Origin of the sequence: Mesorhizobium sp. M0518 (genome assembly GCF_040321125.1) — a bacterium.
Taxonomy (GTDB): domain Bacteria; phylum Pseudomonadota; class Alphaproteobacteria; order Rhizobiales; family Rhizobiaceae; genus Mesorhizobium.
This window is the reverse complement of sequence record NZ_JAMYQY010000001.1, coordinates 325971-347049: the sequence shown is the minus strand read 5'-3', so window position 1 is coordinate 347049 and position 21079 is coordinate 325971. Positions and strand designations below refer to the sequence as shown.

The 21079-nt window shown below is 62.8% G+C and carries 17 protein-coding genes; 9 read left to right on the top strand and 8 right to left on the bottom strand.

Going from position 1 to position 21079, the window contains the following annotated elements:
• Positions 1-43: 43 nt before the first annotated feature.
• Complete coding sequence (locus tag NKI66_RS01740) at positions 44-265, top strand: DUF1674 domain-containing protein (protein ID WP_023811736.1); 222 nt, start codon at positions 44-46, stop codon at positions 263-265.
• A gap of 8 nt (positions 266-273) precedes the next feature.
• On the opposite strand, the gene NKI66_RS01735 is transcribed toward NKI66_RS01740, so the two are convergent.
• Positions 274-939 carry an HAD-IA family hydrolase gene (locus NKI66_RS01735; RefSeq protein WP_352722559.1) on the bottom strand — a complete coding sequence of 222 codons (666 nt, stop codon included), beginning with the start codon at positions 937-939 and terminating at the stop codon, positions 274-276.
• Between the two features lie 168 nt (positions 940-1107).
• Between NKI66_RS01735 and NKI66_RS01730 the strand changes: the two genes are divergently transcribed.
• The 3 genes from NKI66_RS01730 to NKI66_RS01720 all read left to right on the top strand — a co-directional run bounded on the left by NKI66_RS01730 (position 1108) and on the right by NKI66_RS01720 (position 5454).
• Positions 1108-1977 (top strand): transglutaminase-like domain-containing protein, encoded by an 870-nt coding sequence (locus NKI66_RS01730; protein WP_023811738.1) that lies wholly within the window; start codon positions 1108-1110, stop codon positions 1975-1977.
• Between the two features lie 347 nt (positions 1978-2324).
• The gene (locus NKI66_RS01725; protein ID WP_352750632.1) at positions 2325-3800 is read left to right on the top strand and encodes a TadE/TadG family type IV pilus assembly protein; all 1476 of its coding nucleotides are present in this window, start codon (positions 2325-2327) and stop codon (positions 3798-3800) included.
• 385 nt (positions 3801-4185) lie between these two features.
• Positions 4186-5454, top strand: a complete 1269-nt coding sequence (locus NKI66_RS01720; protein ID WP_352441020.1) for a class I SAM-dependent methyltransferase — start codon at positions 4186-4188, stop codon at positions 5452-5454.
• Between the two features lies 1 nt (position 5455).
• Here the strand turns inward: NKI66_RS01720 and NKI66_RS01715 are convergent, their stop codons facing one another.
• Positions 5456-6199, bottom strand: a complete 744-nt coding sequence (locus NKI66_RS01715) for an MOSC domain-containing protein (RefSeq protein WP_352555461.1) — start codon at positions 6197-6199, stop codon at positions 5456-5458.
• 2 nt (positions 6200-6201) lie between these two features.
• A complete protein-coding gene (gene acs, locus NKI66_RS01710; RefSeq protein ID WP_352750629.1) occupies positions 6202-8157 on the bottom strand; it encodes an acetate--CoA ligase in 1956 nt (651 codons plus the stop codon).
• Between the two features lie 313 nt (positions 8158-8470).
• Here acs and NKI66_RS01705 point away from each other — a divergent pair, with 313 nt between their 5' ends.
• Positions 8471-8743 carry an usg protein gene (locus tag NKI66_RS01705; RefSeq protein ID WP_109664371.1) on the top strand — a complete coding sequence of 91 codons (273 nt, stop codon included), beginning with the start codon at positions 8471-8473 and terminating at the stop codon, positions 8741-8743.
• Positions 8744-8801: 58 nt separating this feature from the next.
• On the opposite strand, the gene NKI66_RS01700 is transcribed toward NKI66_RS01705, so the two are convergent.
• The gene (locus NKI66_RS01700) at positions 8802-9836 is read right to left on the bottom strand and encodes an aldo/keto reductase (protein ID WP_128304069.1); all 1035 of its coding nucleotides are present in this window, start codon (positions 9834-9836) and stop codon (positions 8802-8804) included.
• A 52-nt stretch (positions 9837-9888) separates the two neighbouring features.
• Positions 9889-11070, bottom strand: coding sequence for an MFS transporter (locus NKI66_RS01695; RefSeq protein ID WP_128304068.1), 1182 nt, complete (start codon positions 11068-11070; stop codon positions 9889-9891).
• A gap of 119 nt (positions 11071-11189) precedes the next feature.
• Between NKI66_RS01695 and NKI66_RS01690 the strand changes: the two genes are divergently transcribed.
• Entirely contained in the window at positions 11190-12098 is a 909-nt protein-coding gene (locus NKI66_RS01690) for a LysR family transcriptional regulator (RefSeq protein WP_023811745.1), read from the top strand.
• A gap of 44 nt (positions 12099-12142) precedes the next feature.
• Here NKI66_RS01690 and NKI66_RS01685 read toward each other — a convergent pair whose 3' ends face one another.
• The 3 genes from NKI66_RS01685 to NKI66_RS01675 form a co-directional block, all read right to left on the bottom strand.
• On the bottom strand, positions 12143-13192 hold the full coding sequence (locus tag NKI66_RS01685) for an aldo/keto reductase (RefSeq protein ID WP_352554305.1): 1050 nt from the start codon (positions 13190-13192) through the stop codon (positions 12143-12145).
• 176 nt (positions 13193-13368) lie between these two features.
• Positions 13369-13623, bottom strand: a complete 255-nt coding sequence (locus NKI66_RS01680) for a type II toxin-antitoxin system Phd/YefM family antitoxin (RefSeq protein WP_023811747.1) — start codon at positions 13621-13623, stop codon at positions 13369-13371.
• Positions 13624-14055: 432 nt separating this feature from the next.
• Positions 14056-14718, bottom strand: a complete 663-nt coding sequence (locus NKI66_RS01675; protein WP_128304066.1) for a YggS family pyridoxal phosphate-dependent enzyme — start codon at positions 14716-14718, stop codon at positions 14056-14058.
• Between the two features lie 155 nt (positions 14719-14873).
• On the opposite strand from NKI66_RS01675, the gene leuS reads away from it, so the two are divergent.
• The 3 genes from leuS (at position 14874) to NKI66_RS01660 (ending at position 21037) form a co-directional block, all read left to right on the top strand.
• Complete coding sequence (gene leuS, locus NKI66_RS01670) at positions 14874-17498, top strand: leucine--tRNA ligase (protein WP_023811748.1); 2625 nt, start codon at positions 14874-14876, stop codon at positions 17496-17498.
• Complete coding sequence (lptE, locus tag NKI66_RS01665) at positions 17485-18063, top strand: LPS assembly lipoprotein LptE (RefSeq protein WP_023811749.1); 579 nt, start codon at positions 17485-17487, stop codon at positions 18061-18063. The genes leuS and lptE overlap by 14 nt, the downstream gene beginning before the upstream one ends.
• A 289-nt stretch (positions 18064-18352) precedes the next feature.
• Positions 18353-21037 carry a DNA translocase FtsK gene (locus tag NKI66_RS01660; protein WP_023811750.1) on the top strand — a complete coding sequence of 895 codons (2685 nt, stop codon included), beginning with the start codon at positions 18353-18355 and terminating at the stop codon, positions 21035-21037.
• The last annotated feature ends 42 nt before the right edge of the window (positions 21038-21079 follow it).

Here is a 21079-nt window from a genome sequence, read left to right as displayed (position 1 = left end):
GGACTCAATCTGCTGACTGGACTCAATCTACCGAGATTATCGCATGACCGACGAAATCAGTAAAACAGGCGCCGCTCCTGCCGAAGCGGCATCGCAAAGAGAGCTAGCGCCGGCCGCACGCCGTGCGTTGGCCGAGGCCGCAGCGCGGCGGGAAGACTACCGCGAAAAGGAGGTCGCGCTGCCGAAGGAGATCGGCGGCCGCGGCGGCAAGGAGCCAGGGCGCTACGGCGACTGGGAAGTAAAGGGCCTGACCAGCGACTTCTAGATGCCTCCCTACGCAGCGTTGCGCTGCGGCTCGAGCGCGATCCAGCCACGCTCGTCGACCGTGATGCCGACCATGTCGTAGCCTGCGATCGCCGCATGTTGCGTTGGCAAGGGGTGCTTGTGCGTGGCGCTGATGACCATGACCGCCGCGCCCGCCGCTTCGGCTGCCGCGATGCCAGCTGGAGCATCCTCGAAGACGAGGCAATCGCGCGCGTCGACGCCGAGTCGTTCCGCGCCAAGCCGGAAGCAATCGGGCGCCGGCTTGCCGCGGGAGACATCTTCCGCCGCGACGATGACGCCCGGCACGGGGATGCCGGCGGCCTTCATGCGCAACAGCGCCAGCTCACGTGGGGCGGAGGTTACGATCGCCCAGCGTTCGGGCGGCAGCGAATCGAGAAATGCCACGGCGCCGGCGATCTGGAGAATGCCATCGAGATCGGCCGCCTCGGCCTTCAGCAGCAGATCAGCCTCGTGTCCCGGATCGACGCCCGGCAGCGCCAGGCCGGTGATGGTCTCGATCGCGCGCACGCCATGGATCGTCGGCAGGAAGGCGGCGACGTCGAGGCCCTGGCGGCGTGCCCAATCGCTCCACACCCGTTCCGCCGAGGCGATGGAATTGATGAGCGTGCCGTCCATGTCGAAGAGGAAGGCCGCGAAGTTTCTGCCTGAATACATGATTTTCCTTGAGTTCGGGGAGCGCTGGTGGGGTTGCCGAACCTAACCCCTCGACCGCGGCAGGGGAAGACACGGGGTGGGCTTTTCGATCGGCCCAGGGAACCGCGGTATCCTCCGGGCGTTTGGGAAGGACTGCTTCTCACAACAACGATCGAAGGGGGACCAACGATGCTGATCCGGCTCGGCTACGAAATCGCCATCGAATGCGTAGCCGCCACGCCGGTGATTTCAGTGCTCGAGATCCATCGGGACAGGCAGGCCGACATCAAGCGGCAGACGCGGGTGCTGACCTCGCCCGCGGTGCCGACAAGGCTGTACCATGACCTGCATGGCAATGCCTGCCGGCGCTTCACAGCACCCGCCGGTGGTTTTCGCATCCTGTATGACGCGGTCGTCGAGGACAGCGGCGAGACGGACGAGGTCAACACGCTGGCCAGGGAAGTGCCGGTGGCGGACCTGCCCGACGAAGTTCTCGGTTATCTCCTGGGCAGCCGCTATTGCGAGACGGATCATCTGAGCAGCCTGGCCTGGGAGCTCTTCGGCGACATCCCGTCCGGCTGGGCGCGCGTGCAGGCGATCGTCGATTATGTCCACAACCGGCTGTCGTTCGGCTATGGCTATGCGCGCTCGACCCGCACCGCGGCGCAGGCGCATGAGGAGCGCGTCGGGGTCTGCCGTGACTTCGCCCATCTGGCGATCACGCTTTGCCGCTGCATGAACATTCCGGCACGCTACGTGAACGGCTATCTCGGCGATATCGGCGTGCCAGCCGATCCGGCGCCGATGGACTTCTCGGCGTGGCTGGAAGTGTTCCTCGACGGCAAATGGTACACGTTCGATCCTCGCCACAACACGCCGAGAACCGGCCGTATCGTCATCGCCCGCGGCCGCGACGCCACCGACGTGCCGCTGCTGCACAGTTTCGGCCCCCACCGGCTCAGCCTGTTCAAGGTGTGGACCTACGAACAGGAAGGCAATCTGTTCAACCCGCCCTACCACGGCATCGACAGGACCGTCAGCGCACAGATGCTGGCGTAGTCGCGAGGCCTACCGTTGCAACTGCTCCAGGGTGGTCAGGAGGTTTTCTCCGGGCCGCAACTTTCGGGACACATGGTCCGCTTCGGCACAGTGAGCTTGTGCCGCAACAGGACGCCGTCGACGGCGTCGCGGTGCCTCGGGCCAGATCATGGTAAGCGGCTGGTAAACGCCAGCGCCATGGTGCGTTCCCGTTTACCAGCCGTTCACCTTTGTTGGTTCCAAAGTTTAACAAAAACAGCGACTTGCTACTGGAAAGCCAGCTCTCCGCCCAGCTAGGGCGTCATCCGGCGGGAATCCTGCATTGCCCTTTCCGCGGCGACGAGGCCGAGGCGAGTGGAGGCTGTAGGATGCGAAATTACGGGGGTCTTGTTCACGCGGTTGGCGGGTTCGCCAGGGATCGCGGTGGAAATTTCGCAGTCCTGTTCGGCCTTAGCGCCTCGGTCTTGGCGCTGGCCGTGGGCTTTTCGGTCAACGTATCGCAGCTCTACAATGCGAAAACGAGCCTTCAGGGCGTGGTCGACGCCGCGGTCACGTCGACGGCACGCGACCTGACGACCGGTGTCATCAAGGAAGCCGATGCCAACAAATCGGTGCAGGCCTTTCTCGACGCCAACAGCCAGGCAGGCATTCTGCAGGCCGACCAGATCGTACTCGACAAGCTGATCGTCAACAGGACTGCCAAGACGGTCCAGGCCGACGCCCATGTCGATGTCGGGCTGTATTTCCCGATTTTTGGCACGGGCGACATGAAACGCGTCGCCGCCTCCACGACGGCGCTCTATTCGGACAAGACCATCGAAGTGGCGATGATGCTCGATGTGACCGGGTCGATGAGGAAGCGCGGCAAGGTCGACAAAATCGGCGATCTGAAAGCTGCTGCAAAAAACGCCGTCCGGACGATGCTGCAGAACCAGGATCCGAAGAACCCCCGCATCCGCGTCGCGATTGTGCCTTACGCATCAGGTGTGAACGCCGGCAAGCTGGCGGAAAACGTCTATGCCGAGAAGCAAGGGAGCTCTGAACTGCCACCCGTCGCCGGCAGTCCGCTTCTCGTCGCCAAGACGGGCAAAAATCTGCTGCCCTCCTTCAGCGAGTACATCTCCATCGTCGGCGCGGCGATGCCACATCCCGACAACTGCGCCACGGAGCGCAAGGACAAGAACGGCAACGCGGATATGAGCGCCGACGGCCCAGACACGGTTCGCACCGACAAGGAAGGCAAGAAATATTATGCCCTGGTCAATCGGGACGATCATCTCGGCGGGGACATGAACAGGTGCCCTGATGCGGAAGTGATCCCGCTGACCGCCGATTCCGATGCATTGCTTGAATCGATCGAGGACTTCCAGGCCGATGGTTACACGGCCGGCGCGATCGCCATTCAGTGGACCTACTATATGCTGTCGCCGCAATGGCGCACTGCGATCAGAAATGCCGGTCTCGGCAAAGGCGCCTCGGACGCCGATCCGAAGAAGATCGCCAAGGTCGCGATCCTGATGACCGATGGCCAATTCAATACCGCCTTCGCCGGTGCTGGGGACAGCTACAACAGCCAGGGCAACCTTGCGCGCGGCAACGCCGGAACGCTGTGCGGCAACATGAAAAATGACGGCATCGAGATTTTCACCATCGGCTTCGATCTGAACAACAAGGACATGTCGGCAACCGAGCGGGACCAGGCAAAGGCGGTGCTGAAGGACTGTTCATCGAAGGACGCCTCCGCCGCCAAGAGACATTTCTTCGAGGTGTCCACCGGAGCAGAATTGGATGCCGCCTTTCAGGAAATCATCCGCAACACCGAAAAGGTCGCATTGACCCAGTAGTCTAGTCCGCAAACGGAAAAGGCCGCCGCTTCTTTCGAAGCCGGCGGCCTTCCGTGTTTCCGTCCGTGGCGCGGCCCTATGGCGATGACCTATGAGGTCACCCGCCGCGCATTTCGCGCCTTAACGGGAAGACTGCTTCCCGAAAGTGCAATCCGCTGAGGCCACGTTCTGGAAAACGAAATCACTCGACATCGGATCACCTCCTTTCGATTTGTTGAACACATACTCATGATGGGGTGCGTTGCAGCAAAAGACAAGGCGCAGGTTTGAAAAAGTGGGAAGGTGCTTTTGGCACGACACTGGGTTGCGGGCTGTCGGCCGGGCAGGCAAGATCATGGCATAGAGCCGAGCCGGCAATCCGGGTCGGCCCCTGTGGGAGGGATGCATGGAGGCAGCCGAGAGAGCGGCGCGGATCGTGCGGACGGTTGTCGAGACGCTGAAACCGGGCTTTGCCGTCAGGCTGTGGACCGGGGAGCGGATCGGCCCCGCCACGGGTCCAGTGCTCACCATCAACGACCAGGACATCGTCTGGCAGGTGGTGAAGCGACCATCCCTGTCGACGCTGATCGAAATGTGGATTTCCAAGACGATCGATATCGAAGACGGGACGTTTTTCGACTTCTACGCCCTGCCGTCGCAAGGCAAGCTCAGAACCAAGCTCAAATCGCTGCCGAAAATGGCGATCCTGCGCGACCTGCCTTCCGTGCTTTTGGCACGCAGGCAGATGACGGCGCGGACCGATCTGTCGGGGCGCAATCCCTATGTCAGCGGTTCGAGCCAGGAGGCGATCCAGCATCACTATGACATTTCGAACGCCTTCTACCGGCTCTTCCTTGACGAGCGCATGGTCTACAGTTGCGGCTACTTCAAGGATTTCGCCAACAGCATCGATCAAGCGCAGATCGACAAGCTCGACCATATCTGCCGCAAGCTCCGGCTGAAGCCTGGCGAACGACTGCTCGACATCGGCTGTGGCTGGGGAGCGATGCTCATCCATGCCGCGAAGAACTATGGCGTCATCGGCCACGGTGTCTCGCTGTCGCAGGCCCAGACCAATCTTGCCCGTGAACGCATCCGCGCCGAGGGTCTGGAGGACCGCATCACCATCGAGATCAAATCCTATGCCGAACTCACCGGCTCGTTCGACAAGATCTCGTCGATCGGCATGTTCGAGCATCTCGGGCTCGCCAACCACGCGACCTATTTCTCAACTGTCCACCGCCTGCTGAAGCCCGGCGGCATCTATCTGCATCACGCCATCACCAGGCGCAGCAAGGGCGACATGAAGAAGACCCTGCGCAAGGGGCCGGAGTTCAAGGCGCTGATCAAATACATTTTCCCCGGCGGCGAACTCGACACGATCGGCATGACAACAGGCAATCTCGAGGCGCACGGCTTCCTGGTCTACGACGTCGAGAATCTGCGCGAGCATTACGCCCGCACCTGTCGCCTGTGGGCCGAGCGCCTGCACGCGCGTTTCGACGAGGCTATCGCCGAGGTGGGCGAGGCCAGGGCGCGGCTATGGCTGCTCTACCTGACCGGCTGTTCGATCACCTTCGAACGTGCCTCGGCACAGATTTTCCAGACCGTCGTCACCAAGCGCGCGCGCGGCCCAAGCGGCCTGCCGCCGACGCGGGCAGATCTGTATCGATAGCTTACACGAAGCGCATCGCGTCGCCGACTTCGACGCGCGCCGGCCGGTCGATCGTGCAGTAGACGCCGAGATTGTGGGCGTTGTGGCGGACCAGGTTGCGCAGGATCGCCGGATCATGGTCGAAGCCATCCTGGGCGACGATGGTGAAACCGCAGCGGCGGCAGGGTTCGGAGACAGTCAGCAGGAGATCGCCGATGGCAAGCTTGCGGCCGATCCATTCCGTTTCCGGAAACGACCCTTCGATTGCCGTCATGTCGACGACGATGTTGGGCCGGAAGCGGCGTGGGTCGGCGACCCCTTCCGGATGCAACGCTTTGAGCCGTGCCAGCGAGGCGGTGGTCAACAGATGGATGGGCGCCTTGCGGTAGCGCTCCGCGGTCAGCGGGCCGGAATAGTCAGGTCCGGCATTCTCGCGGCGAAACGGTCGGATCGAGGCCTCGAAGCCGAGATAGGCCGACACCGCGCGGTCGCTCTCGATACTTGGCGCAGCCAGCCAGTTGTCCCCGGGAACGGCAATCTCGAGTTCCAGGGTCGGCGACAGCCGGGTGCGGATGCGCGGCACCTTGTGCCATTTCGGGTCGCGGTCCGGTCGCGCGATCTCATTGTCGGACGCGTCGACGAGGCCGAACATGCGGTCGCCCTCGATGCTCTCGATATCGACCGAGATTGTTTCCCGACGCTCGCCGGCAAGCGAACTCGCCGGATAGCGCCAGAGTTCACTGACAGTGCCGAGCGCGGCCTGCATCATCAGCTCTTCTTGTTTTGCCGGTTGGCGACCAAATCATCGACGACGGCCGGATCCGCGAGCGTCGAGGTATCGCCGAGCGCTGAAAAATCGTCCTCGGCAATCTTGCGCAGGATGCGGCGCATGATCTTGCCGGAGCGCGTCTTCGGCAGGCCGGGCGCGAACTGGAGCTTGTCGGGCGAAGCGATGGCCCCGATCTCCTTGCGGACATGGGCGATCAGCTCCTTGCGCAGATCCTCGCTCGGCTGCTCGCCGGCCATCAGCGTGACGTAGCAGTAGATGCCCTGGCCCTTGATGTCGTGCGGATAGCCGACGACGGCGGCTTCCGAAACCTTGTCGTGGCTGACCAGTGCGGATTCGACCTCGGCCGTGCCCATACGATGGCCGGAGACGTTGATGACGTCGTCGACGCGGCCGGTGATCCAGTAATAGCCATCGGCGTCGCGGCGGCAGCCGTCGCCGGTGAAGTACTTGCCCTTGTAGGTCGAGAAATAGGTCTGGATGAAACGATCATGATCGCCATAGACGGTGCGCATCTGGCCGGGCCAGGAATCGGTGATGCACAGATTGCCGTCGGCGGCACCTTCCAGCACCTTGCCCTCGCCGTCGACCAGCTGCGGCTTGACGCCGAAGAAGGGCCGTGTCGCCGAACCCGCCTTGAGGTCGGTGGCGCCGGGCAGCGGCGTGATCAGGATGCCGCCGGTCTCGGTCTGCCACCATGTGTCGACGATCGGAACCTTGCCGTTGCCGACGATGTTGAAATACCACTCCCAGGCTTCCGGATTGATAGGCTCGCCGACCGAACCCAGCACGCGCAGCGACTTGCGCGACGTCTTGGTGACATGCGCATCGCCGGCGCCCATCAGCGCGCGCAGGGCCGTCGGCGCGGTGTAGAAGATGTTGACCTTGTGCTTGTCGATGACTTCCCAGAAGCGCGACTGAGACGGATAGTTCGGCACGCCTTCGAACATCAGCGTGGTGGCGCCGTTGGCGAGCGGGCCATAGACGATGTAGCTGTGGCCGGTGACCCAGCCGACATCGGCGGTGCACCAGTAGATGTCGCCGTCATGGTAGTCGAAGACATATTGGTGCGTCATCGAGACGTAGACGAGATAGCCGGCGGTGGTGTGCAGCACGCCCTTCGGCTTGCCGGTCGAGCCCGATGTGTAAAGGATGAACAGCGGGTCCTCGGCCTTCATCTTCTCGGGCTTGCATTCGGCTTTCACCGTCGCGATCTCGTCGTGGTACCAGACGTCGCGGCCGGGAACCCAGCCGGTCTTGCCGCCGGTGCGACGCACGACCACCACCTTTTCGACTTTCGTCCCGGCCTTCGCGGCGATCTCGATCGCCTTGTCGGTGTTTTCCTTCAACGGGATCGGCTTGCCGCCGCGCAGGCCTTCATCTGATGTGATGACGAAGGTCGACTTGCAGTCGTCGATGCGGCCGGCCAGCGCATCCGGCGAGAAACCGCCGAAGACGATCGAATGGACGGCGCCGATACGCGTGCAGGCCAGCATCGCATAGGCGGCTTCCGGGATCATCGGCATGTAGATGGTGACGCGGTCGCCTTTCTTGACGCCGTGTTTCTTCATCACATTGGCGAGCCGGCAGACATGCTCGTAGAGCTCGTTATAGGTGATCTTCTTGTCGTCGTAGGGATTGTCACCTTCCCAGATGATGGCGGTCTGGTTGCCGCGCTTCTTCAGGTGCCGGTCGATGCAGTTGTAGGAGACATTGGTCAGTCCGTCCTCGAACCATTTGATCGAGACCTTGCCGTCGAAGGAGGCGTTCTTGACCTTGCTGAAGGGCTTGAACCAGTCGATCCGCTTGCCGTGCTTGCCCCAGAATTTGTCCGGGTTCTTGAGGCTGTCGGCATACCATTTCAGGTAGGTGTCATTGTCGATCAGCGCGTTTTTCTTCCACGCCGGCTGGACGCGATGGACATGAACCTCGGACATTCCTGACTTTCCTCCCGAACAATCGCCGGCTTGAAATGCCGGCGGGATCGCAGCGACACGGCCGCGAATTCGGCGGCATTATTACCAGTTCCGCCGTTACGGCAACATTAGACGTTGGATTCGCGCGGCGGGATGCCGCAGGTGTTTTTCCCGCCGCTGTCAGCACTCGATCAGCGTCGCTGCTAACTGCATGTTTTCGCGCGGAAAACCCGTTTTCGATCAGGAAAAATCAATAGACAGTTAAGCAACGGCGCGCACACTCTGACGTTGGGAGGAAAGGAGACTCAACCAGGACCGCCCAAGGGGGACTGCCATGCGCGACCATTCCGAAATGGACCTGATGCTCAAAGGCTATGGCCTGACCACGGCCAAGATTCTCTATCACTTTCCCGATCATCCGCATCTGTTGCAGAGCTTCATCTGGCAGGACTACGATCTGGCGCCACAATTTCCGGTACTGATCAAGTTCATCGAGTTCTGGAAGGCCAAGCTGGACGGGCCGCTGCATTCGATCAGCTACACCCACCAGAAGCTGATCGCGCCGAATGAATGGCGCAAGGTGGATGGTGAGTTCGTGCTGCACTGAACGCGGTACAACCGATCTCCCCCGCAAGGGGGGAGATTGGCAGCTTCAACGCCAGTGCTCACACCACCGGCGGATTGAGCCGGGCAAAGCCTTCCTGCCGCCGATACGGGAAGTACGGGTAGGGCGCGGTGACTTCGCTTGCCGCGTCGAGTTTCCTGATCTGCTCCGGCGTCAAATTCCAGCCGACGGCGCCGAGGTTCTGGCGCAGCTGTTCTTCGTTGCGGGCGCCGATGATGACGGAGGAAACAGTCGGACGCTGCAGCAGCCAGTTGATGGCGATCTGCGGCACGGTCTTGCCGGTTTCCAGCGCCACCGCATCGAGCGCATCCATCACCCGATAGAGATGCTCGTCCTCGACCGGCGGTCCGAAGCTTGCCGTGTCGTGCAGCCGGCTCTTTTCCGGCAAGGACTGGCCACGGCGGATCTTGCCGGTCAGGCGGCCCCAGCCAAGCGGGCTCCACACCAGCGCGCCGACGCCCTGGTCGAGGCCGAGCGGCATCAGCTCCCATTCATAGTCGCGCCCGACCAGCGAATAGTAGACCTGATGCGCGACATAGCGTGGATAGCCTTGGCTGTCGGCTTGCGCCAACGACTTCATCACCTGCCAGCCGGAGAAATTGGAGACGCCGACATAGCGCAGCTTGCCGGCGCGCACGAGTTCGTCCAGCGTCGACAAGACCTCCTCGATCGGCGTCCCGGCGTCGAAAGCGTGCAGTTGCAACAGGTCGATGTAATCGGTGCCGAGGCGCCTCAGCGCATCATCCACGGATCTGATCAGCCGCGACCGAGACGAGCCATAGTCGGCCGGCCCATCGCCCATCGGCAGCGCGGTCTTGGTCGAGATCAGCACGGCATCGCGGCGGCCTTTTATCGCTTCGCCAAGCACCTCTTCCGAGGCGCCGTTCGAATAGACGTCGGCAGTATCGAACAGATTGACGCCGGCCTCCAGGCAGATGTCGATCAGCCGCCGCGCTTCCCTGGCGTCGCTGTTGCCCCAGGCGCCGAACAGCGGGCCGGAACCGCCAAAGGTTCCCGCGCCAAATGAGAGTGCGGGCACTTTCAGGCCCGATGCACCGAGACGTCGGTAGTCCATCTTTTTGCTCCTGTGGAATGAAGGGTGTGGAAAGCGGGTTTGCAGAGGACGGTCACGACCGGATGGAGGCAGGCTCGCCGAGCGTGGCGGTGCGATCGAGACGCAGCGCCAGCCCCGCCACACCGAGTGCCGCGAGCGGCAGCAGGGCGGCGACCCAGGTGAGTGAGCCCAGGCCAAGGCCATGGGCAATCACCGCACCACCAAGCCAGGCACCTGCCGCATTGCCGAGATTGAAGGCGGCGATGTTGAAGGACGAGGCGAGGCTCTGGCCGGCACCTTGTGCCTTTTCCAGCACCCACATTTGCAGCGGCGCCACGGTGGCGAAGGCGGCGGCCCCGAGCAGACCGACATAGATGACGGCCATCACCTGGCTGTGGATGGCGAAGGTCATGGTGGCGAGCACCAGGGCCAGCACCACGAGACTGCCCAGCACGGCCGGCACCAGCCAGCGGTCGGCGACCTTGCCGCCAAGCAAGTTGCCGGCAATGAGGCCGCCACCGAAGACGAGCAGGATCGGCGACACGGCCGCTTCCTTGAAGCCGCTGATCTCGGTCAGCAGCGGCGCGATATAGGTGAAGACGGCGAAGACACCGGCATAGCCGAGCACGGTGGTGGCAAGACCGAGCAGGACAGGCGTGCGGCGCAAAACGGCGAGATCGGCGCGCAGATCGCTCTTTTCGGGCGCTGTTCGGCTGCGCGGCACCAGAGCCAGGATGACGGCGAAGGCCGCCAGACCGACCAGTGTCACCGCCCAGAAGGTCGCCCGCCAGCCGAAGGCCTGGCCGAGCCAGGTGCCGAAGGGTACGCCGAGGATGTTGGCGATGGTGAGCCCAGTGAACATCAGCGCGATCGCCGAGGCTTGTCTGTTGGGCGCGACCAGCCCGGTGGCGACGACAGAGCCGACGCCGAAGAAGGTGCCATGGGCGAAGGCGGTGATGATGCGGGCGCCCATCAGCGTCCAGTAGTCGGGCGCCAGTGCACAGGCGAGATTGCCAAGCGTGAAGATCGCCATCAGCGCCAGAAGCACGGTCTTGCGTGGCCAGTTGCCGGTGGCGATGGTCAGCAGGGGCGCGCCGATGACGACGCCGAGCGCATAGCCCGAAATGAGCTGGCCGGCGGCCGTGATCGAAACGCCGAGATCCTTGCTGACATCGAGCAGCAGACCCATGATGACAAATTCGGTGACGCCGATGCCGAAGGCACCGGCGGCAAGGGCGTAAAGAGCAAGAGGCATGGCGATTTCCACTTCGATGAGGAAGAGCGCCGTCCCGCGCCCCGACCCGTGAGATCGTGCTGCGACGCATTGTGAACCAGACTTGCCTTGGGCACATTTTCTGTGAAATAGATTCACAAATGGCCAGACCCGACATCAATCGCTCCGGTGAGATCGAAGTGTTCGTGCGCGTTGTCGAGGAAGGCAGTTTTTCCTCTGCCGCACGCGCCTTGCGCATGACGCCATCGGCGGTGAGCAAGCTGATCGCGCGGCTGGAGGCCCGGCTTGGCGCGCGGCTGGTCAGCCGTTCGACGCGAAAGCTGCAACTGACGCCGGAAGGCACAGCCTTCTACGACAGCGGCCTGCGCATCCTCGCCGACATGGCGGCGGCCGAGCAGGAGGCAGCGGCGGGTGCTTCACCGCGCGGACGTTTGCGCGTCAACAGCTACGTGCCCTTCGGAGTGCACCGGCTGATCCCGCTTCTGCCTCGGTTCCTCGAACGCTACCCCGAAATCTCAGTCGATCTGGTGCTGACCGACAGCGTCATCGACCTGATGGCGGAACGGGCCGATGTCGCCATCCGTGCCGGGCCGCTGAGTGAGTCACGGCTGGTGGCGCGCAAGCTCGGGCAAAGCCCGGTGGTCGTCGTTGCAGCACCTTCCTATCTGGAGGCGCACGGCACGCCGCTGACGCCAGCGGATCTCGACAGGCACAACCGCATGGGCTTCGGGTTCGTCAGGCATATCGATGGCTGGCCGTTCCTCGACGCGGACGGCCGCGCCATCATGGTTCCCATCACCGGCAACACGCTGGTCAGCGATGGCGAGGCGATGCGGCTGATGGCGCTGGCGGGCGCGGGCGTCGCCCGGCTGGCCCACTGGCATGTGGCGGCCGATATCGCCGCCGGTCGGCTGGTGTCGCTGCTGGAGGCATTCAATCCCGGTGACGAGGAGCCCACCCACGCCGTCTATGTCGGCCAGGGCCGGCATCTGCCGGCGCGGGTGCGTGCCTTTCTCGATTTTCTGGGTGAGAGCGTCCGGCTGACCTGACATCCCGGGAGCCACGGCTCCCGGGATGTCAGCGTGGGCTGTATTTATGCTTTCGGCGTGAACGGCGCCGGGCGGCGGCCCGCTGCCTGGCGCTCCAGCATCCAGCCGGGATATTCGGACGGCAGGGCGCTGACCTCGTCGAGACGAAACAGATCGTCGCTGTCGAGCTTCACTTCCGTCGCGGCAAGGTTCTGCTCCAGCTGCTCCATGCGGCTGGCGCCGATGATGACGCTCATCACGAAGGGCTTGGCCAGGACATAGCCGAGCGCCACCGTGGCGACGCTGACATCATGCTTTTTGGCGATTTCGCGCATGACGGTAACGGTCGCCCAGGCACGGTCCTCATTGACCGGCGGGAAGTTGAAGGACGCGCGGCGGCCTTCGCCATTGCCGGGCGCGCCGGGGCCGTACTTGCCGGAGAGCAGGCCACCGGCCATCGGCGACCACACCATCAGGCCGAGCTTCTCCTCGTTGAGCAGCGGCACGATCTCGCGCTCGAGGTCGCGGCCGGCGATCGAATAGTAGGACTGCACGGTCTCGAAACGGGCAAAGCCCTTGCGCTCGGCGATGCCGAGCGCCTTGGCGATGCGCCATGCCGCCCAGTTGGAGACGCCGACATAGCGAACCTTGCCGCTGGCAACGAGATCGTCGAGCGCCCGCAGCGTTTCGTCGATCGGCGTCACGGTGTCGGTGCCGTGCAGCTGGTAAAGATCGATATGGTCGAGTTGCAGCCGCTTCAGGCTGGCATCGACCGAATCCATGATGTGGCCGCGTGAAGAGCCGCGCTGGTTCGGACCGTCGCCCATGGCGCCGTGGGCTTTGGTGGCGATGACCACATTCTGCCTGTTCACGCCGAGATCCCTGAGCGACTGGCCGAGCAGCCGTTCGGATTCGCCAAAGGAGTAGACGTCGGCCGTATCGAAGAAATTGACGCCGGCGGCGAGCGAATGGGCAACGATCTCGTTGACGCCCCTCTGGTCGAGACTGGCGATCAGGCCCCATTGGGCATTTTCACCGGCAGCACCGAAGGTCATGGTGCCGAGGCAGATTTCGGAGACGAACATCCCCGTATTTCCAAGCTGATTGTAACGCATGGTGGCGGCTCCAGAGAGTTTATGATGACGCAAAGCAAATAGGAACGGTACGTTTCGTTTCCAATTGCTGGCTCAACGAGCCCGCCGAGTTGGCCTATAACCCCTCACCGCATCTAATGCCGCCATCAGAAAGCGCCCGCTGCATTCACCGAACGAGGTTCGCATGAGTATGCGGATTATAAGTCTATAACTCGGATCTTCGTCTTCGGGCGGCGATTGACCTCCTCGACGAAGTCGTCATCCCACACGGGACCTGAGAGAAGATATTCCGCAAGCGAAGGTGTTGCGCCGACCAGTCGGTCGTAGTTCTCGGGGGAGAGTACGACAGCAGTTGGCTTTCCGCGCACCGTGATGGTTTGTGGCCCTTGTTCCCGCGCCTGCCGTACGAATTTCGACAGATTGTTCTTCGCGTCCTTAAGATGCCAGTTCAAGGGCACTACTCGCTAGATGGCTTCGCTAGTCATATACCAGATGCCGTTGAAGCATGGCAGGGTTTCCGCTCGAACAGATGTGTTGCTAGTCCCTCGACATGGGTTGGAAGCTATTGGCAGCGAGAATCTATAAGCCTCTTTCGGCGGCAGATCGCAAACCTCGGGATAAACATCTCTCTCGTCGTCATCCACGGGCGGAGCAAGGAGCGCAGCGACGCAGCGCAGACCCGAGGATCCATCCCGCGACATCTGCCGAAGAATGCAGCGGAACAGAATTCTGCACCGCTGCATTTTCCTTGTCGTCACGGCATGGATCCTAGGGTCTGCGCTCCGCTTCGCGTCGCTCCGCCCTAGGATGACGAAGGTGTGGTGGCCTGCAGCCAATCGAATATGTTGGAATTTAGCGACTAGAGACCGGTCTGTGCATCGGAACTATCGGCTGCCGAAGATCGCCGAACCGACGCGGACGCTGGTGGCGCCGAAGGCGATCGCCGTCTCGTAGTCGCCAGACATGCCCATCGAGAGTTTGGCGACGCCGGCTTCCTTGCCGAGCTTTTCCAACAGCGCGAAGTGCGGGCCGGGGTTCTCATCGGCCGGCGGGATGCACATCAGGCCCTCGATGGCGAGGCCATGCACGTCGCGGCAGCGGGCGACAAAGGCCACGGCGTCGCGGGGCTCGATGCCTGCCTTCTGCGGCTCGGAGCCGGTGTTGACCTGGACGTAGAGCTTCGGTGCGCGGCCCTGCCTGGCGATCTCCTTGGCCAGTTCGGCGGCGATCTTCTCGCGATCGATCGTCTCGATGACGTCGAACAGCGCCACAGCCTCCTTGGCCTTGTTGGATTGCAGCGGGCCGATCAGATGCAGTTCGATGTCGGGAAATGCGTCCTTCAGATCAGGCCATTTGCCTTGCGCCTCCTGCACGCGGTTCTCGCCGAAGACGCGCTGGCCGGCCTCGATGACCGGGCCGATGTCGGCAGCGTCGAAGGTCTTTGAGACCGCGACCAGCGTCACGACGCCGGCTTCGCGGCCGGCCTCGCGCTCGGCGGCGGCGATCTTCGCCTTGACCGCGAAAAATTGCTGAACGGCGTCACCCATATGCAAATCCTGCTGTTTTGACCGGCGTTTTTGTCAGACGCGATACCCATATGGTTGACGGGTTTGCCAAACCATGGTGAACACCCGGACCACATTCCCTGAACTGCCGAGCCATCGCCCGCAGTTCGCGCCTGCTTTTAAGTGAAAAACGTCCCATGGCAACCGAACGATACAATCCGCGCGCGTCAGAGCCCAAATGGCAGAAGGCCTGGGACGCCAAGAAGCTGTTCGAAGCGCACAATGACGATCCGCGCCCGAAATACTATGTGCTGGAGATGTTCCCCTATCCGTCGGGGCGCATCCATATCGGTCATACCCGCAATTACACGATGGGCGACGTGGTGGCGCGCTACAAACGGGCCAAGGGCTTCAACGTGCTGCATCCGATGGGCTGGGACGCCTTCGGCATGCCGGCCGAAAACGCGGCGATGCAGAACAAGGTCCATCCCAAGGAGTGGACCTACCAGAACATCGCCACCATGCGCGAGCAGCTCAAGGTCATGGGCCTGTCGCTGGACTGGGCGCGCGAATTCGCCACCTGTGACGTCGACTATTACCACCGCCAGCAGATGCTGTTCCTCGATTTTGTCGAGAAGGGGCTGGTGACGCGCAAATCCTCCAAGGTCAACTGGGATCCGGAGGACATGACCGTGCTCGCCAACGAGCAGGTCATCGATGGACGCGGCTGGCGCTCGGGCGCGCTGGTCGAACAGCGCGAACTGACGCAGTGGTTCTTCAAGATCACCGACTTCGCCCAGGATCTGCTGGATTCGCTCGACGGCCTCGACGAATGGCCGGAAAAAGTGAAGCTGATGCAGCAGAACTGGATCGGCCGCTCGGAAGGCCTGCTGATCCGCTGGCCTCTGGCCGACGCCTCTGATGGCGAGCATGAGCTGGAAGTCTATACGACAAGGCCCGACACCATCTTCGGCGCTTCCTTCATGGCTGTCGCCGCCGATCATCCGTTGGCCAGGAAGGCCGCTGCGCACAATCCGGCGCTGGCGAAGTTCATCGAGGATATCGGCCATATGGGCACCTCGGTGGCGGCGCTGGAGACAGCTGAGAAGAAGGGTTTCGACACCGGCATCCGCGTCGTCCATCCGTTTGACGACAACTGGATGCTGCCTGTCTATGTCGCCAATTTCGTGCTGATGGAATACGGCACCGGCGCCATTTTCGGCTGTCCGTCCGGCGACCAGCGCGACCTCGACTTCGCCAACAAATACGGCCTGCCGGTGATTCCGGTGGTGATGCCGGAAGGCGAGAATCCGGCGACGTTCCAGATCATCGATGAAGCCTATGTCGATGACGGCGTGATGATCAATTCGCGCTTTCTCGACGGCATGAAGCCGGATCAGGCTTTCGACGAGGTCGCCAAACTGCTGGAGCAGAAGACGATCGGCAACCGGCCGATGGCCGAGCGCAAGGTGAATTTCCGCCTGCGTGACTGGGGCATTTCGCGCCAGCGCTACTGGGGATGCCCGATCCCGATGATTCATTGCGAGGCTTGCGGCGTGGTGCCGGTGCCGAAGGCGGACCTGCCGGTGAAGCTGCCCGACGATGTCGATTTCGATCGCCCGGGCAATCCGCTCGACCGGCATCCGACATGGCGCCATGTGAAATGTCCGCAATGCGGCAGGGATGCGCGGCGCGAAACCGACACGATGGACACGTTCGTCGATTCGTCGTGGTACTTCGCCCGCTTCACCGCGCCGTGGGCGCATGAACCGACCGATCCCAGGGCGGCCAACGAATGGCTGCCGGTCGACCAGTATATTGGCGGGATCGAGCACGCGATCCTGCATCTGCTCTATTCGCGCTTCTTCACCCGCGCCATGCGCGAGGCCGGCCAGGTCGATCTGGCCGAGCCGTTCAAGGGCCTGTTCACGCAAGGCATGGTGGTGCACGAAACCTATCGCGTCGGCTCGGCATCGAATGGCCGCTGGCTGGCGCCCACCGAAGTTCGGTTGGAGGATGTCGACGGCAAGCGCAGCGCCATCGACATCGCCACCGGCGAGGCCGTCACCATCGGTCCGCTGGAAAAGATGTCGAAATCGAAGAAGAACACGGTGAGCCCGGAAGACATCACCGATGGCTACGGCGCCGATACGGCGCGCTGGTTCATGCTGTCGGATTCTCCTCCCGAGCGCGATGTCGAGTGGACCGACGATGGCGCTGCCGGTGCGCATCGCTTCATCCAGCGCATCTGGCGACTGGTGTCGACGGCGGCCGAAACACTGGCCGGCATCAAGCCCGTGGCGGCCAGCAGCGGTGAGGCCGCGGTGGTTTCCAAGGCCGCGCACAAGATACTGAAGGCGGTCGGAGAGGATATCGAGAAGCTCGCCTTCAACCGCGCTATCGCCCGCATCTACGAACTGGCCAACGCGCTGACCACGCCGCTCAACGAGGTGGCCGAAGGCAAGGCCGATGCAGCGCTGAAAGGCGCCTGCCGGCAGGCGGTGGAGATTCTCGTGCATCTGATAGCGCCGGTCATGCCGCATCTGGCCGAGGAGTGCTGGGCAGCGCTTGGCGGCACCGATCTCGTTGCCGAACGGCCTTGGCCGGTCTTCGATCCGGCGCTGGTCGTCGACAACGAAGTCACCTATCCGGTACAGGTCAACGGCAAGAAGCGGGGGGATTTGACAATTGCCCGCGACGCGGACCAAGGTGCGGTCGAAAAAGCGGTATTGGCTCTCGACTTCGTGCAGAAAGCACTCGAAGGGAAGGCTCCGCGCAAGGTGATCATCGTGCCGCAGAGGATCGTCAATGTCGTTGCCTGATCGGGAAAAGACAGAGTTGAGCCATTTGCTGCGCCGCATAGCGCTTGCCGGCCTGATAGGTTCGCTCGCGCTTGTCTCGGCCTGCACGGTGCGGCCGCTCTATTCGAGCGCGCCACTGTCGGGTTCGCAGGCCAGTGCCAGTGCCGAACTGGCGTTGATCGGCATCAAGCCGGTCAATACGCGTTACGGCCAACAGGTGCGCAACAATCTGATTTTCGGGTTTGGACGAGGCGCCGGCGAGCCGGCCTCGCCGGCATATTCGCTCAATCTCGGCGTGACCGAAGCGGTCGAGTCCGCGGCACTCGTGCAGGTCGGAACGGATGAAGACGAACCGACCGCTGGTTCCGTGACGCTGACTGGCAGCTATACGCTGGCCGATGCGAAGACCGGCGTGGTGATCGCATCCGGCAAACGTTCGATCACCTCGTCCTTCGACAGGCCGCGTCAGGAATTCGCCGCATACCGGGCGCAGATCGACGCCGAGAATCGCGCTGCGCGAGAGTTGGCGGAAGCGCTGCAGCTGTCCATTGCCCAGGACCTTGTCCGGCACGGCAAGACCGGCTAGCGCACCTCATCGCTTCACGGAAACGGTCTGGCTCCAGGCACGATGGGGTGATCGTGGGATCATGACCAGATTCTCGAACAGAGATTGTCCGAAGACCCATCGAGCTGCTGCGGCACGGCGAGTAGATCGCGCCACCAGCGTGGATGCGGCGAGACGACGATCGTGCCGTGTCGCTCGCAGACCACCACGAAGATTTTGGTGCCCAGGATGGTCGGCGATCCATCCGGGAAGCAACTGTTAACCAATCGCTCCCTATTGCTCGGCAGACATTTCAAAGTGAGTCTTGAGAATGGAAGCCAAGCGTTTTTCCCGGGTCAATTTATCGACGGCTGCATTGCCTGATGGCCCCGAGGGGAAGCGCTTGGAGAGCATCGGCGACAGGGGTGGTCAGCGAAGTTCTTCCGCGGCAGGCGACCTTGATCGTCCGGCTCGCAAGGAGCCGGACGGCCGGCAGCCCACCACACGCCGGGCCGGCTATTCCGCACCGGTGGTCGATCTCGGCGGCAACAAGCGGCCCTATATGGAGCCGCGGGGTGGCTCGGACGATACGCCTTCGAAAATCGGCGATATCGAGAGCCCTGCCTGGCAGGAATATTTCTTCCTTGCACCCAACGTGCGTTTTACACGCACGCCGGACTATGAGGCCAGGAAGCATCGTCCGCCGCACGAGCGTGTTGTCGAACACGCCGCGACGCGCCCAGCAGAGCAAGCCGTTGCTCAATCCATGATCAACGGGGCGTCTTCCGCGCCTTCGCTACTGGCATTGCCGGCTTCGGTGAAAAGCCCTGCTTCCCAGCCGCTGGCCGGCCACGCCTCGCAAGGGTCATCACCGCCGGCTGCTGCTTTTGTTGCCCCGGGGCGCGCCAGGGAGAAGGTGCCAGCCGTTGCGCCGGTGCCGCCGAGGTCGGTCGCTACGGCACGGGCATCCGCGCGTGCGTCCGTTGCTCCGGGCGCCAAAACGACCACTTCCGAAAGGCTGCGCTGGCCATATCTTTCGGATCATGCCTTCTTCGAGGCCATGGCACCCTATCTGGTCGACGTTTCGTCGCCGGCCCGGCAGACCGGTCCAGCGTCGCCTGCACCGGTCGCCGTGGCGCCAGTGACCACTATGCCGATCGACATTCGCCCGACGACAGGGACCGATGCCACCGCATTGTTTCGTGTCATCGACTGCCTTCCGGGCCAGGTCTTGAAGCCGTTGCCGGATGTTTGGCCGGCCAATTCGAACCGGACCGTCGCCCAACCTGGCGTGCCGGCGAGCAATGCGCCGTCGCCGGTCCAGGCTGTCGCAATCCCAGCAGCCAAAAGCGATGCCGTTTCCGTGTCGGCCGCGCCAAGTGTGAACGTCCCTGCCAGGGCCGTTGGCGCCCGCTCCGCGCGCTTGCCTGGGGCTGGAAAGGTCGTGCTGTCAACCGCAGGCGATCCCTATGAGCTTCCCTCGGAAGAGCTGTTGCAGCAGCCACCGGAGGGACAAGGCTTCTACATGTCGCAGGAGCGGCTCGAGCAGAACGCCGATCTGCTGGAAAGCGTGCTCGAGGACTTCGGCGTGCGTGGCGAGATCATTCATGTTCGCCCAGGCCCGGTCGTCACGCTCTATGAGTTCGAGCCGGCGCCGGGCGTCAAATCTTCTCGCGTCATCGGGCTTGCAGACGATATCGCCCGCTCCATGTCGGCGATTTCGGCGCGCGTCGCCGTCGTGCCTGGCCGCAACGTCATCGGCATCGAGCTCCCGAACGAAACGCGCGAAACCGTCTATTTCCGGGAGTTGATCGAATCGGAAGGCTTTCGCAAGACCAGCTGCAAGCTGGCGCTTTGTCTCGGCAAGACGATCGGCGGCGAGCCGGTCATCGCCGAGCTGGCGAAGATGCCGCATTTGCTGGTGGCCGGAACCACCGGCTCCGGCAAGTCGGTTGCCATCAACACCATGATCCTGTCATTGCTCTACCGGCTGAAGCCGGAAGAATGCCGGCTGATCATGGTCGATCCCAAGATGCTTGAACTCTCCGTCTATGACGGCATCCCGCATCTGCTGACGCCCGTCGTCACGGATCCCAAGAAAGCCGTGACGGCGCTCAAATGGGCGGTGCGCGAGATGGAGGACCGGTATCGCAAGATGGCGCGGCTCGGTGTGCGCAACATCGACGGCTACAACGAGCGTGCCGCCGCTGCCCGCGACAAGGGCGAGACGGTCGTCATGACCGTGCAGACCGGCTTCGAAAAGGGCACCGGCGAACCGCTTTTCGAACAGCAGGAAATCGACCTTGCGCCGATGCCCTACATTGTCGTCATCGTCGACGAGATGGCCGACCTGATGATGGTCGCCGGCAAGGAGATCGAAGGCGCGATCCAGCGACTGGCGCAGATGGCGCGCGCTGCCGGCATTCACCTGATCATGGCAACGCAGCGCCCCTCGGTCGATGTCATCACGGGCACGATCAAGGCCAACTTTCCAACCCGGATTTCCTTCCAGGTGACATCGAAGATCGACAGCCGCACAATCCTGGGCGAGCAAGGCGCCGAACAATTGCTTGGCCAGGGCGACATGCTGCACATGATGGGCGGCGGGCGCATTTCCCGCGTGCATGGGCCGTTTGTTTCCGACGCGGAGGTCGAGCATGTCGTCGCGCATCTCAAGGCGCAAGGGCGCCCTGAATATCTGGAAACCGTGACGGCCGATGAGGACGAGGAAGAAATCGAAGACGATCAGGGCACGGTCTTCGACAAGGGATCCGTTGCAGCCGAAGACAGCGACGCGATCTACGACGAGGCGGTGAAGGTGGTGGTGCGCGACAAGAAATGCTCGACGTCCTACATCCAGCGGCGCCTCGGCATCGGCTACAACCGCGCTGCGTCCCTGGTCGAGCGTATGGAAAAGGAAGGCCTGGTCGGCACACCCAACCATGTCGGCAAGCGCGAAATCATCATGGGCCGGCGCCAGCCGGCGAGCGCGCCCGAGGGTGACGGCGCGGATTGAGCGGCAGTCTGCTTGGAGCGCACATGAAAAAGGCCGGTTGCC

Bases quoted from the DNA above. Each gene is read 5' to 3' on its own strand.
- NKI66_RS01740 (WP_023811736.1), top strand. From the start codon at position 44: ATGACCGACGAAATCAGTAAAACAGGCGCCGCTCCTGCCGAAGCGGCA.
- NKI66_RS01735 (WP_352722559.1), bottom strand. From the start codon at position 939: ATGTATTCAGGCAGAAACTTCGCGGCCTTCCTCTTCGACATGGACGGC.
- NKI66_RS01730 (WP_023811738.1), top strand. From the start codon at position 1,108: ATGCTGATCCGGCTCGGCTACGAAATCGCCATCGAATGCGTAGCCGCC.
- NKI66_RS01725 (WP_352750632.1), top strand. From the start codon at position 2,325: ATGCGAAATTACGGGGGTCTTGTTCACGCGGTTGGCGGGTTCGCCAGG.
- NKI66_RS01720 (WP_352441020.1), top strand. From the start codon at position 4,186: ATGGAGGCAGCCGAGAGAGCGGCGCGGATCGTGCGGACGGTTGTCGAG.
- NKI66_RS01715 (WP_352555461.1), bottom strand. From the start codon at position 6,199: ATGCAGGCCGCGCTCGGCACTGTCAGTGAACTCTGGCGCTATCCGGCG.
- acs (WP_352750629.1), bottom strand. From the start codon at position 8,157: ATGTCCGAGGTTCATGTCCATCGCGTCCAGCCGGCGTGGAAGAAAAAC.
- NKI66_RS01705 (WP_109664371.1), top strand. From the start codon at position 8,471: ATGCGCGACCATTCCGAAATGGACCTGATGCTCAAAGGCTATGGCCTG.
- NKI66_RS01700 (WP_128304069.1), bottom strand. From the start codon at position 9,836: ATGGACTACCGACGTCTCGGTGCATCGGGCCTGAAAGTGCCCGCACTC.
- NKI66_RS01695 (WP_128304068.1), bottom strand. From the start codon at position 11,070: ATGCCTCTTGCTCTTTACGCCCTTGCCGCCGGTGCCTTCGGCATCGGC.
- NKI66_RS01690 (WP_023811745.1), top strand. From the start codon at position 11,190: ATGGCCAGACCCGACATCAATCGCTCCGGTGAGATCGAAGTGTTCGTG.
- NKI66_RS01685 (WP_352554305.1), bottom strand. From the start codon at position 13,192: ATGCGTTACAATCAGCTTGGAAATACGGGGATGTTCGTCTCCGAAATC.
- NKI66_RS01675 (WP_128304066.1), bottom strand. From the start codon at position 14,718: ATGGGTGACGCCGTTCAGCAATTTTTCGCGGTCAAGGCGAAGATCGCC.
- leuS (WP_023811748.1), top strand. From the start codon at position 14,874: ATGGCAACCGAACGATACAATCCGCGCGCGTCAGAGCCCAAATGGCAG.
- lptE (WP_023811749.1), top strand. From the start codon at position 17,485: ATGTCGTTGCCTGATCGGGAAAAGACAGAGTTGAGCCATTTGCTGCGC.
- NKI66_RS01660 (WP_023811750.1), top strand. From the start codon at position 18,353: ATGGAAGCCAAGCGTTTTTCCCGGGTCAATTTATCGACGGCTGCATTG.